Annotated in this window: 12 protein-coding genes; 10 read left to right on the top strand and 2 right to left on the bottom strand. The window is 50.2% G+C overall.

The annotated features are described in order from the left end of the window. Position 1 precedes the first annotated feature (1 nt). Positions 2-196 carry a hypothetical protein gene (locus ACSV5M_RS13445; RefSeq protein WP_439176751.1) on the bottom strand — a complete coding sequence of 65 codons (195 nt, stop codon included), beginning with the start codon at positions 194-196 and terminating at the stop codon, positions 2-4. Between the two features lie 217 nt (positions 197-413). Here ACSV5M_RS13445 and ACSV5M_RS13440 point away from each other — a divergent pair, with 217 nt between their 5' ends. Together ACSV5M_RS13440 and ACSV5M_RS13435 are read left to right on the top strand one after the other, a co-directional pair. Next, positions 414-1,337 carry an alpha/beta hydrolase family protein gene (locus ACSV5M_RS13440; protein ID WP_439176750.1) on the top strand — a complete coding sequence of 308 codons (924 nt, stop codon included), beginning with the start codon at positions 414-416 and terminating at the stop codon, positions 1,335-1,337. A gap of 89 nt (positions 1,338-1,426) precedes the next feature. Then, complete coding sequence (locus tag ACSV5M_RS13435) at positions 1,427-1,990, top strand: type 1 glutamine amidotransferase domain-containing protein (RefSeq protein WP_439176749.1); 564 nt, start codon at positions 1,427-1,429, stop codon at positions 1,988-1,990. Positions 1,991-2,093: 103 nt separating this feature from the next. Here the strand turns inward: ACSV5M_RS13435 and puuE are convergent, their stop codons facing one another. Then, positions 2,094-3,017 carry an allantoinase PuuE gene (gene puuE / locus ACSV5M_RS13430; RefSeq protein WP_439176748.1) on the bottom strand — a complete coding sequence of 308 codons (924 nt, stop codon included), beginning with the start codon at positions 3,015-3,017 and terminating at the stop codon, positions 2,094-2,096. A gap of 445 nt (positions 3,018-3,462) precedes the next feature. On the opposite strand from puuE, the gene ACSV5M_RS13425 reads away from it, so the two are divergent. The 8 genes from ACSV5M_RS13425 to ACSV5M_RS13390 all read left to right on the top strand — a co-directional run bounded on the left by ACSV5M_RS13425 (position 3,463) and on the right by ACSV5M_RS13390 (position 13,142). Next, positions 3,463-4,917, top strand: a complete 1,455-nt coding sequence (locus tag ACSV5M_RS13425; RefSeq protein ID WP_439176747.1) for an adenosine deaminase family protein — start codon at positions 3,463-3,465, stop codon at positions 4,915-4,917. A 280-nt stretch (positions 4,918-5,197) separates the two neighbouring features. Further along, positions 5,198-7,612: a TonB-dependent siderophore receptor gene (locus tag ACSV5M_RS13420; RefSeq protein WP_439176746.1), complete on the top strand. Its 2,415-nt coding sequence runs from the start codon at positions 5,198-5,200 to the stop codon at positions 7,610-7,612. Positions 7,613-7,669: 57 nt separating this feature from the next. Next, complete coding sequence (locus ACSV5M_RS13415) at positions 7,670-8,425, top strand: DUF3450 domain-containing protein (RefSeq protein WP_439176745.1); 756 nt, start codon at positions 7,670-7,672, stop codon at positions 8,423-8,425. Between the two features lie 12 nt (positions 8,426-8,437). Further along, positions 8,438-9,814, top strand: a complete 1,377-nt coding sequence (locus ACSV5M_RS13410) for a MotA/TolQ/ExbB proton channel family protein (protein ID WP_439176744.1) — start codon at positions 8,438-8,440, stop codon at positions 9,812-9,814. Between the two features lie 17 nt (positions 9,815-9,831). Then, complete coding sequence (locus ACSV5M_RS13405; RefSeq protein WP_439176743.1) at positions 9,832-10,347, top strand: MotA/TolQ/ExbB proton channel family protein; 516 nt, start codon at positions 9,832-9,834, stop codon at positions 10,345-10,347. A gap of 42 nt (positions 10,348-10,389) precedes the next feature. After that, on the top strand, positions 10,390-10,797 hold the full coding sequence (locus tag ACSV5M_RS13400; protein WP_087465229.1) for an ExbD/TolR family protein: 408 nt from the start codon (positions 10,390-10,392) through the stop codon (positions 10,795-10,797). Further along, complete coding sequence (locus ACSV5M_RS13395) at positions 10,797-11,429, top strand: energy transducer TonB (RefSeq protein WP_439176742.1); 633 nt, start codon at positions 10,797-10,799, stop codon at positions 11,427-11,429. Before ACSV5M_RS13400 ends, ACSV5M_RS13395 begins: the two co-directional genes overlap by 1 nt. A gap of 453 nt (positions 11,430-11,882) precedes the next feature. Continuing rightward, complete coding sequence (locus ACSV5M_RS13390) at positions 11,883-13,142, top strand: tetratricopeptide repeat protein (RefSeq protein WP_439176741.1); 1,260 nt, start codon at positions 11,883-11,885, stop codon at positions 13,140-13,142. Positions 13,143-13,149: the final 7 nt, after the last annotated feature.

Here is a 13,149-nt window from a genome sequence, read left to right as displayed (position 1 = left end):
TTTAATTCACACAGTTTAAAAATGGCACAAAGAGCCAGGCCGAAGAGGGGTGCGAGACCATCAGCGGCATGGATGCCGCTGATGAGCCTACAAGGAGGTATTCACGGCGTGTCTCGCACCCCTCTTCGGTCTGGATCTCCTCCATCGTGGCACCAACAAGGCCGCCTGATAAACTGATGTCCTTCTGAAAACGCATAAATACATCCCTGTAGCTCCCTCACGTCATCCTTGACGTGAGGGTTTCAGAAGGACATCAGTCCATCAGGCTCAGTGCCACATCCATCTCAGGAATACTTCTTGCAATCAACTCCTCGATCTACCCATCCCGAACAATTCTCGTAAGGACTCCCTGTATCAGGAATCGGCACCCGGGTATCTTCACTATCAACAATCCAGCTACGAGTAGTCAAACCATGAAGAAAATCAGAAAAGCAGTTGCTCTGTTAATGGGAATTGTTGCACTGGCGCTGGTCAGTTGCGCATCGGTTGAGAAAACGCCTAACTACGCCTACACCGAACAGGAAGTACAACTGAATGCCGGTATGTACTATGTGCCGGGTATTCTCGTCAAACCAAAACTCAAAGCCGGCCAAAAGATGCCGGTTGTTGTCATGTTGCACGGTACCGCCTCACAGAAAAATGAAGTCGGTAATTTATACCAACGCCTTGCGGTGTCGCTGGCCAGGCGCGGCTATGCATCATTGCGTATCGACTTTGCGGGTACCGGTGACAGTCTGGCCGATTACAAACTGTATAATCTAACCACTGCCAAACACGATACCAAAACCGCGCTGAATTATTTAGTGCGCCAGGAAATATTCGATCTTGATCGTATGGGGCTGATCGGTTTCAGTCAGGGTGGTTTGATTGCGCAGCTGGTCGCTGCGGAAGATAAACGCATCAAGGCCATGGTGACCTGGTCCAGCGTGGTGGGTGATGGTGTTACGGTATTTGAGTCCTTCTTCGATAAATATTATGCCGAAGCCAAAGAAAATGGTTTTGCGGTGGTGACATTTCCATGGCGTGCTGAGCCCTTGCATTTTGGTTTGCAATGGTTCAACGAAGTTAGCAGTAATACCAGTTTTACCGATATGAAAAATTATCAGGGAAAACTTATGGCCGTAGCAGGCACGGAGGACACGCTGGTTCCGCCGATCTCCTCAACGCGCCTGGTTAATACCATCGGTCCGGAACGTGCTTCGTTAATGTTGATTGACAACGCAGATCATCTGTTTAATGTTCTTGCAGACAGCGATGAAAATACTCTGGCGGAAGATCAGACTATTCCGGAGTTGGTATTGCAGTCCACCACGGATTGGTTCGCTAAAACACTGTGACATTTCAATCCACTTATTTCAGTGAACGATGAGCACAACCTTCTGTCCCACGCTTTACATACGCAACATAACTTTCATAGGAGGTTTTTATGAAAAGGCAAGTTGAAGGTAAGCGCGTGGCGATCCTTGCGACTAACGGTTTTGAGGAATCGGAATTAAAGTCACCTCAAGCGGCATTGACCGAAGCGGGTGTGAAGGTGGATGTGGTGTCGTTGGAAAAAGGTGAGATTCGCGGCTGGTCCAATAAGGACTGGAGCGGTACTTGCCCAGTGGATAAAGTAGTGGCTGATGTTAAAGCGGAAGACTACGACATGCTGGTTATCCCTGGCGGTCTGTATAATCCGGACAGCTTGCGGACCAATCAGGATGCGCTGCGCTTCACGCGGGATTTTTTCGAACAGCACAAGCCAGTGGCAGCTATCTGTCACGCGCCTTGGGTGTTGATCAGTGCCGGTGTGGTGGACGGTCGAACCATGACGTCGTATCCGTCAGTAAAAGATGATTTATGTAATGCTGGCGCAAAATGGGTAGATAAAGAGGTTGTTGTGGATAAAGGTCTGGTCACTAGCCGCACACCAAAAGACCTGGACGCGTTCAATAAAAAAGTGCTGGAGGAATTGGCCGAAGGGAAGCATGCGCGACAGGTTGCTTAATGTAGAGTTTGATTAATTTGGCGTTTGCTTGATTCGCTGGATACGGCCCGGCTGTCGCCGGGCTGTTTACTCTTTTATACCAATCTTTTTTTCATTATTTACTTCACTCGGTAATGCGCTTCGGCGGGTGTTGTTCATGCCAGTGCCGCGCAACATCAACACGCCGACAAACCCAGGTGTCCTGAAATTTCAAAATATATTGCAGGAAGCGTTCCAGTGCCTGGACGCGTCCGGGTCGGCCGATAATGCGGCAATGCAAACCGACACTCATCATCTTGGGTGTGCTGTGACCTTCGGCATAGAGCGCATCGAAGCTGTCTTTTAAATAGGTATAAAACTGATCACCGCAGTTAAATCCCTGGAGCGAAGCAAAGCGCATATCGTTTGCATCAAGTGTGTAGGGAATAATTAAATGCGGCTGGCCATGGTCGTGGTTCCAATAGGGCAGGTCATCGGCATAGGAATCTGAATCATATAAAAATCCGCCCTGTTCAATAATCAATGAACGGGTGTTGGGGCTATCGCGACCGGTGTACCAACCCAGCGGCCGGGAACCGGTCACGCGGGTGTGAATGTCTATCGCTTTTTGAATCTGTTCACGTTCAACGTCTATCGGCATAAATTGATGGTCTATCCAGCGCCAGGCATGGCTGGCGATTTCCCAATCTGCGTCGAGCATGGCGGCAACCGCGTCGGGGTTGCGTTCAAGGGCCATGGCAACGCCGTACACGGTAACCGGCATCTGGTACTTTTTGAACAGGCGATGCAAACGCCAGAAGCCGGCGCGGCTGCCGTATTCGTAGATGGACTCCATGCTCATATGACGGGCTTCATAAGCGCGCGCGCCGATAATTTCCGAGAGGAATGTCTCGGAGGCAGGGTCACCGTGGAGCACGCAATTCTCGCCACCTTCCTCGTAGTTAATGACAAATTGCACCGCAATGCGCGCGCTGCCGGGCCAGTTGGCGTGAGGTGGGTGTTCGCCGTAGCCGATGAGATCGCGGGGGTAGGGCGTTTTTTCGTTCATGAGATTTCCGTTGTGTTGGGTTTTATCAGGAACCAGTTTGACTGGTAGCTTTTGTGATTCTTTTGGAGTGCTTTGTCGGATTACGCTGCGCTAATCCGACCTACATGTTAACCGAGTGGTTTATATATTACCCGTAGGTCGGATTAGCGCAGCGTAATCCGACACCACTCTCTCTAAAACGCTTACACAACCTAATCAAATTCTATGCCAGCGTCACGGTCAGGATTTCCCTTAACCAAAGGCACGTCCCCGCTATATTACTGGGCAATTCGCCAAACCATGCACCAGTTTTAGACAAATCTCGACCGTTCGGACAACTAATTGCCCGCGCCATAGCAGTAATGGCGCTGCATCACCTATCTGGTATCACTATTGCATTAACCCACCTCGCATTTCTCCATTCTTTTTGTTGTAACCAAAACTCTTCTCTTGTGTGGATTTTCCTATGTCATCTTCTCTGTCTTTAAGAAACAGTCTGGCAGTGCATTGGCTCGTTGGTTGTTTATGGATCATGGCCAGCTCTGCTGCTTTGGCAAAAAATAATGCATGGTTTGAAGAATTTAAATCAAGCGCGTCTGATCAGGAGCTTTATACCTTTTTATATGCAATGCCCAAGGGCGGCGACTTGCACAATCACATGAGTGGTTCAGCCCTTTCCGAATGGTGGTATGAGCTGGCGTTAAGCCAAAAAGCCCATGGCTATCGTTTCTACACTAAAGTCAAGATCAACAACTGTCGCCCTTATGGTGGTAATGAATTTGGTCGCCGTCCTTATTTGTTGTTGTTCAACAACCTGCTGGAATCCACCTATGACCAGTTACCGGATTGTGAGAAGCAGGAATACAAACGCCTGGAAGAACTGAGTGCGGACGAAAAAGCCGGGTGGTTGGACAGTATTCGTTTGACCCATGATCACGAAGGGCGCGATGAATTTTTCCAGACCCATTGGCAACGCCTCGACCAGTTGATGGCCAGCCCTTACATGATGGCCGAGATCCTGTACCTGAATATGAAAGCCTTTGGTGATGAGGGACTTATTTATCTCGAATCCATGATGGGGGCCGGTGGTTTTATCAAACCGGACGGCACACCGATTCCCGCTGATGACGTTGCCGATATTTACCGCAAGCGTCTTGCGCAGGCAGACGCAAAAGCCACTGGCGTTACAGTCAGATTGCAGGAATCTATCCTGCGCTTTGCCCCCAACGCTGAACAACAATTGGTGAATGCCTACGATTTTGTATCGCGCAATCGCGATTTATATCTGGCAGTCAATATGGTCGGGCGGGAAGACAATGATAAAGGCCATCCGCTGCGGTTCACCAAAACCCTGCGCGAGTTGCGCCAAAAATATAACAACGTGCGTTTGTCCGTGCATGCCGGTGAGGTGGATGAACCTAACTTCCATATCCGCGACACTTTAATGCTCGGGGCTGATCGAATCGGCCACGGGGTTAACCTGATTACCGACAACGATTTGCTGCGGCAAATGCGCCACGGTCCTTATCTGGTCGAAATCAATCTCATCTCCAATCTCCTACTGGAATACGTCAGTAAATATTCCCAGCACCCGTTCCCGGAGTACTTGCGTCTCGGCATTCCGGTGGCGTTATCAACCGATGATCGCGGCATGTGGGATTCCAATATTACCGATGAATTTTTTGTCGCAGTGAAAGAATTTAACCTGTCCTGGGATGAGTTGATGCTGCTCAGTCGTAACTCCCTGCAATACAGTTTTGTTGAAGACGAGGTAAAAGCCAGGTTGCTCGATACCTATAACAAACGTATCAGCCAGTTTGAAAAAACCGTTAAAGCGCGTGGTGTTGCTGGCCTGAAAAATGTTGCGCCGGTGACCTACAGCTTTACCTGCAAACGCTATCAGGTGTGCACATTTAAGTAATCCGTTCGCCGTGTAAAAAATCGAGCCACGATTTGGTGCACGGCACAGCATCATGCTTCAACAAGGGCCGGCAGCTCACCCACGAGAGAGCTGAAAAATCCGGAAGTTTTAGATTAATAAACGATTGAACTGTATTTTAAGCCTTGCAGATGATTGATTTAAAAGGAAATAAATCTGCCATCTTAAAAACGTAACCAGTTAGACAGGAAATGGCATGGGGCTTGCTAAACCCTGAACAGCGTCACAGTAAATATTATTAGACCTCTGGAGTGCACTCGTTATGACCACACACAATTGTTTCAAGCGTAAAGAACTCGCGCTGCTGATCAGTCTCAGTTGCGTGCTCGCTGCACCTGCTACGCTGGCTCAGGAAGAAGTTGTCGAGCTGGAAACCTACACTGCCGAAGGGCAGGTGGAAGACACCATGGGTGTTATGCCAACTGAGCCTGTGAAGTCGGTTTTCGGTTTTGGAAAAACCATTCTCGAAACACCGCGCGGTGTGACCTCGGTCAGTGCCGACATGATGGAAAGTTACAACATCACCGATATTGATGACCTGGTATTAATTTCCCCCGGTGCGTTTACCCAGTCGTTCTTCGGCGTTGCCGGTTCTCTTGATGTGCGCGGTACACCGGGTGAGGTGTATTTCCGTGGTGTGCGTCGCGTGAACAACCCCGGCAACTACCCCACGCCGATTGGTGCAACAGATCGTATCGACATTGTGCGTGGTCCCGCCTCGCCGATTTATGGCCCATCCAAGATCGGTGGTTACCTGAACTTCGAACCCAAGTCTGCGCGCGCTGAAACCGGGCAATATCTGGAAAAAGCTGCCGGTGAGATTTCCATTACACGCGGCAGCTGGGATAAAAATGTATTGTCAGCAGAAGTGGGCGGTCCCGGTGCGATCGGTGAAAAAAGTCTCGGCTATTACATCTATGCAGAAACTGAAAACTCTGGCAGTTACTACGACAACTCCGGTACCGACCAGAATATCCTGCAAGCTTCCTTTAATATGGATTTCTCTGACAACACCCGCATTGAATTCGGTGGTATGTACCACGAATACGATGGCAACCAGGTGGCTGGCTGGAACCGTTTAACCCAGGATCTGATTGATAACGGCACTTATATTACCGGTACCGCACAAGCAGTGGATCTGGATGGTGATGGTTACAATTCACCAGACGAATACGATGCCTGGAAAGCAACCTTTGCCGAAGGATCGAGTAACTTTTTTGTACCTGCCGGTGCAGCCACCAATGCCGACATGGACCCGGCCTGGGCGTTGGAAAACGTAGGGACCACCAAACTGAAAGGCAACCAGACCCTGGTTTCACCGGAAGATCAATTAGTCACCACCGTAACCACCTTGTATTTCGATGTGATTCACAGTGTCAGCGACAGTTTTACCATCACCAACAAAGCCTTCTACGAAAAACTGGAAAACATCAACGAAAACGCCTACGGCTTTTCGCAATTTGTCGACAGCTACGCGTTTGAAGATCAATTGATCTTCGCCTTTGAAGCAGAACACGCTGATTGGTTAAAGGCCAGTTATCAAATATCGCCCAGTATTCGTTACACCGATTTCCAACAAGGTGACGATTTCGATTATGAATACTTTGACCGCCGCGATTTGAGTGGCCCTTCCACTGCGCTGGATCGCAAATTATTGGCAACCGTCACTGATTCTGATTATTCCAATTACCTGGTGGGTGATTATACCGATTACGGTCTGGCATTTTTGGCGGACTACACCATCGCTGAAAATCTGGGTTTATTAGTAGGTGCACGTTACGATTATCTCGACATGACCTCGACATCAGTCGGTGAAAAAATTCGCGGTACACCAGACAGCGTGACAGCCAGTGAAACCGATGATGGTGTGTCATGGACAGCGAGTTTGTCCTACACCTTACCGTTTGGTTTAACGCCTTATGTCACTGTGTCTGAACAGGCCACCATTGTGATGGGGCAGGGATCAGAGATTTCTCCCGGACTGATTGCCGACGGTAATGCGATTGCCGATTCTGAATTGGAAGAAGTGGGTATCAAAGGCAGCTTCCTGGATGACCGTTTGTATTTCTCCGCGGCCTGGTTCAACCAAACCCGCACCAACTTCAGCGCGCAGGATCAGGTGAGTAACAACACTACCGAAAGTGAGGGTTACGAATTTGAAACTCGCTTCCTGGTGACTAGTAACTTCACCCTCACCGCAGCGATGACTCACCTGGAAATTACCAACCTCACCGCATTGGATGGCGGCACCCAGTTTGGTTTCCAGGGTGCGGGTGATCTGACCGGTGTGACTGATCCGTCACTGTTTTACGGCTACGTGATGCAAGGTCTGACCTTGGTAGGTAATGAAACGGATGCGCTGAAATCCGGTATCCCGGAAAATATGTACAGCCTGACCGGTGCATATGATTTCGGTAACGGCTATCGCATCACCGCCAGCACGGTACATGCCGATTCAACCTACTCCGGTTTCTCCAAAGCAGTGGAGCTACCTTCATACACCTTGCTTAATGCCGGCATCAGTTATAACACCGATACCTGGAGTATCAGTTTGCAAGGTAAAAACCTGACGGACGAAAAATACTTCCGCGCGAATTTCCCGGACCTGTTCGGCAGCACCATCGTACTGCCTGAATTGCCGCGTCACTTCGTCGCTAACGCGTCATTCAAGTTCTAACCGTTTGCGTGTCAAGGGGCCTCAGGTTTGTGGCCCCCTACTAAACAGAGGTCGATTATGGTTTTTCGTAAACCCCTGGGGGCTGCGCTCATGGCAGTTACCCTGTTTTCCCTGCCGGCGGTGGCGGTCGAAGATAGCCTGCAACAACAGGAAACGATTGATAAAAGTGCAGTGACGAGTCAAAAACGCATTGATAGCCTGGCTGATCAAACGGCTGATGATTTACAGAATTACCGCATTGCGTCACAGCGTTTGGAAAGCTTGACGATCTATAACCAACAAATGGAAAAACTGATTGCCTCGCAAAAAGCCGAGATTTCCAGCATTCAAAAACAAACGGCGGAAATTGACAACATCGAAACCGGTGCGCTGCCATTGATGTTGAAGATGACCGAAACCCTTGAACAATTGTTAGCGGCGGATGTGCCTTTTCTGAAAGAAGAGCGCCAGGATCGTGTGGCTAATCTGCGCACCTTGATTGATCGCGCCGATGTCACCGCCGGTGAAAAATATCGCCGCATCATGGAAGCCTATCTGGTAGAAGTGGAATACGGTCGCACCATTGAAGCCTATCGCGGTGAACTGGTGATTGAAAACGAAGCGCGCACGGTAGATTTTTTGCGCATCGGTCGCGTTGGCCTGTTTTACCAAACCCTGGATGGGAACGAAAGTGGCCGCTGGAATAACAGCCGTGGGGCCTGGGAATTACTCGACTCAGGTTATCGCACCAGCGTGCGCGACGGTCTGCGTATCGCGCGCAAGCAAACTCCGCCGGAGTTGCTGACGCTTCCTGTTAACGCGCCTGCCCAGTAAGGAATTCCGTTTATGAAATCGATTGTCAAATTTGCCTTCAGTAGTTGTTTAAGTATCTGTGCGCTGGGTTTTTCTGTTATCAGTTTTGCGCAAACCAGCGATACGCTGAAAAATCTCTATCAACAAGTCAGTAAAGAAGTTAGTGCCGAAGCCGCACATAACAGTGAACGTGAACAGCGTTTTCGCGCGGCTGCCAGCGACCAAAAAGCCTTGCTGGCCGAAGTACAGGCCGACCTGGCCCGGCAGGAAAAATTGCGCGATGACATGAAAGTGGTGTTCGATGCAAACGAACTTCAGCTGGGTGAATTGACTACCCAACTGGATCGTCGCACCGGCAACCTGGGCGAACTCTTCGGTGTGTTTCGCCAAATGGCGGGCGACACGCAACAGTTGCTGTTCGATTCATTGATCTCAGTGGAATACCCCGAACGCAAGGCTCTGATCGAAGCTTTGGCCGATACCAAAGAAGTCCCAACGATTCCACAGATGCAGCAATTGTGGACGCTGATGCTGCAGGAGATTTCCGAATCAGCCAATGTCACGCGCTTTGAAGCCAGCGTGGTAAAACCCAGTGGTGAAGCCTATACCGCGCCGGTGACTCGCGTAGGCACCTTCAATATTGTTACTGACGATAAATACCTCAACTATGTGGCGGACAGTCAGCAATTGGTTGAGCTGGCGCGCCAACCAAGTGGCAGTGTCCGTTCAACCGCTGCGTCATTGAGTTCAGCGAGCAGCGGCGATGTCGGTTTTGCACTTGATCCTTCCCGGGGTGCCTTGCTGGGGCTATTAGTGCAATCACCCAGCTTTATGGAACGCGTGCAACAGGGTCAGGAAGTGGGCTATGCCATTATCCTGCTCGGCATTATCGGCATATTGATTGTGATTGAACGCATGATCAAGTTGTCACGCATCTCAAAGCGCATGAATGCGCAGTTAAAAGATATGGATCACCCATCCAGCAACAATCCTCTCGGTCGCATGATGCAGGCTTACTTTGAGAACAAACACCTGAATGATCTCGATGTGCTGGGCAAAAAACTGGACGAAGTGATCTTTAAAGATCTGGCAGAACTGCGTAAAGGTTTGTCCACGATTAAAGTGATGGCCGCTATCGCGCCCTTGATGGGATTGTTAGGTACCGTGACCGGCATGATCGGCACTTTCCAGGCCATTACATTATTTGGTACCGGCGATCCGAAATTAATGGCCGGCGGCATTTCGCAAGCGTTGATTACCACTGTGCAAGGTTTGTGTGTGGCGATTCCGTTGTTGCTGTCGAGCAATATGCTTAGCAGCCGGGCGCAACAACTCAGCAAAGTTATCGGTGAACAAGCATCCGGCATGATCGCTGATAAAGCCGTTGATATCGCCAAAGCCAAGGCTTGATCGGGGAGGTCGCCGTCATGGAACTATTTTCTTCCTTAACCGACTTTCTCAATACCGGCGGCAATGTATTGTGGGTGATCTTTTTTGTGTCCTTCTGGTTGTGGTGTGTGATCTTCGAGCGCTACTGGTTTTTTTATCGTGAGTATCAACCACTGCGTAAACGCAACATCGACATCTGGCAGGCACGTGCCGATAAGTCATCATGGTTTGCCGAGCAGCATCGTCGTCAACTGTTATCGGAACTGGATTGCCAGATGCTGCGGCATTTGAAATTGATTCCGGCATTGATTGCGTTGCTGCCCATGCTCGGGCTGCTCGGTACCGTAACCGGGATGATCCAGGTGTTTGAAGTGATGGCTTACCTCGGTTCGGGCAACCCGCGCGCGATGGCCAATGGCGTGAGCGCGGCGACGATTCCAACCATGGCAGGCATGGTGATATCGCTGCTTGCGATTCCCTTTGCCACCGAACTGGATCGCCGTTACAAACGCGAACTGCGCACCGCTGCTGCCGAGATGCCCACGTATCACTGATAGCGATATCGAACCTTCGCCTTAACGACAAGTGAGACATGTATGAGTGACAACCGTTTTTTACTCAATGACGAAGAAGAAAGCCAAATCGATTTAACACCCATGCTGGACGTGGTGTTTATCATGCTGATCTTCTTTATCGTCACCTCCACCTTTGTAAAAGAATCAGGCGTCGACGTGACGCGGCCCGAAGCGGAAACCGCTGTGGTAACCGAATCCAACAGCATCCAGATCGGCATCAGCGCCGCAAACCAGATCTTTATGGACAAACGCCAGATCGACAAACGCGCGATTCGTGCGAACGTGGAAAAATCCCTGGCAGAAAATCCCGGCGCAGCGGTCATCATCGTCGCCGACCAGGATTCCAATACCAGCACCTTGATTGATGTCATGGATCAGGCGCGCATGGCGGGCGCAACCTCGGTGTCTGTGGCGGCGGAGAATGACTGATGCTAGCGAAATATTCCTCCAGTCTGGTCGCGGCGGTACTGTTCAGCCTGGTGATATTCGTGGCGATGCAGGTGTTGATTGCGACTGACGGTTTGTTTGAAGAGCCGGATAAAAATCACACCTATTTAAATTTTGTGCGGGTGGATACTTCAAAAGATGACATCAACACCAAAGACCGTCGTCTACCCGATCCACCACCGCCACCAGAGACACCGCCGGATGCCCCGGACCTGAGTAACCAGATGATGAACATGAACACCAATTTGAGCATGGATATGCCAAAGATCGGTGTACCGGTAAACAAAGGTTCGGGTCCGTTTTTGGGAACGCTCCAGGCTGGTGATGGTATGGCGGGTTTCGATACGGATGTGATTCCGGTGGTGCGTGTGCCGCCGGCGTATCCGCAGCGGGCGAAGCAGGCGAAGCTTGAGGGTTCGGTGACCATGGCGGTGACGATTCGTCCGGATGGTTCGGTGGCTGAGGTGTCGGTGATTGAGTCTGACCCGCCGCGTTTGTTTGATCAGGCGGCGATTCAGGCGATGCAGCGATGGAAGTTTCGGCCGAAGATTGTGAACGGGAAGCCGGAGGCGCAGAGGGCGCGGCAGACGATTGAGTTTAAATTGGGGCAATAGTGGGCGGTGTGTTTGGAATCCGGTGTTTTGTTCTGAGACCATCACCGGCATCCTTGCCGGTGATGGTCTCAGAACAAAACACCGGATTCCTCCTGCAAGTATTTCGCGTGACTTTGAAGTGAAAAGCGTATTAGTAATTCACATCTGTAGCGCTCTTGTTTAAAGAAATAGATCCATATTGGAATGTGTTTGTGTGCTTAATTGGATATGCGGAAATGGTCGGAAAATTTAATGCAGTTTTAACTGTTCAGCAGAAAAATTTAAATCAGATGGCACAGCAGGGATTGGGGAGCGGGGTGCGAGACCATCACCGGCAAGGATGCCGGTGATGAGCCTACAGGGATGTATTCACGGCGTGTCTCGCACCCCGCTCCCCAATACCTGCCCACACCGGACAAACACTCTGTAGTTATAAGTAAGCACATCATTTACTTATTTATTCGGGAATAAAAGATGTATCAAAAACTCACATCAATCACCAACAGCCTCCAACGCACAGCAAAATTCAGCCTGTTCATTGGTGGCTTGCTATTAACGGCCTACAGCTGGTCAGCCCCCAACTCCGTCAGTAGTAAAACCTACAAAGAACTCACCAGCATCCAGGAGATGATCTCCGCCAACCAGACCGATCAAGCCTTCACAGCGCTCAAGACACTTCACAGCGAAGTCGAAAAAGACTCCCTCGACGAAGCGCTGGTATTGCAAATGCTCGGCTACACCGAAATGGGCCGCAACAATTATCAACAGGCGATTGACCATCTCAAACGCAGCCTTGCCTTAAACCGTCTGCCAGAAAACGTCAAATACAACGTCGGTTACATGGTGGCCCAGTTGTATGCCGCGCAGGAAAAATATGACGAGGCATTGGTGTTTGCGGAAGAGTGGTTTAAGACACTTGAAGCACCTACGCCGGATCAGGCGATTTTTATGGCGAATATTTTTGCGCAGACCGGCAAATACAAACAAGCAATTCCCTACGCGAAACAGGCGATCGACTCTGGCAAAGAACCGCGCGAGAGTTGGTATCAATTGTTGATCGCCTGCAACTTTGAATTGAAAGATTATCCGCAAGCGGCCGAAGCGCTCAAAGGTGCCTTAAGCAAGTGGCCCACAAAAGCAGATTACTGGGAGCAATTAGCCAGTGTGTATGTGCTGATGGACAACGAAATTAAAGGGCTGGCGACCTTGCAGCTGGCCTGGAAGGCGGGAGTGTTGCAAAAGGAAAATTCCATTCGCTCGATGGTGCAACTGGCGGTGACGCAGGGTATTCCCGAGCATGGTGCGCGCTTGCTGAATTCTGCGCTGCAAAAAGAAGCATTACCACACGACGAAACCTATGTTGATTTGTTGGCGAACGCTTGGTTGGCTGCCCGTGAAGATGCGCCGGCTATTACTGCCTTCGAAGAGTTGGCACAGCTGACGAAAGAAGGCGATCCCTATTTGCGCATTGCGAATATTTATATCGAAAAAGCGGAATGGAAAAAAGCTGAAGCGGCGTTGCGCAAAGCGCTGGATATGAAATTGGAGGAGCCGGGTAAAGCCTGGTTAATCCTCGGTATTGCCATGACCGAGCAGACCCGTTTTGATCAGGGCATGGACGCTTTCAAGAAAGCGCGCGCGTTTGCCTACACGGAAAAGCAGGCGAGCAGTTGGCTTAAATATGCCGAAGATTTGCGCCGCCAGCATAACTGGATCACTCGCAACCAATCCTGATTATTGG

This window comes from Cellvibrio sp. ARAG 10.3, from assembly GCF_051846955.1.
In the GTDB taxonomy this organism is placed as follows: domain Bacteria; phylum Pseudomonadota; class Gammaproteobacteria; order Pseudomonadales; family Cellvibrionaceae; genus Cellvibrio.
Note: the sequence above shows the minus strand (reverse complement) of the source record. Positions and strands in the feature narration are given on the sequence as shown.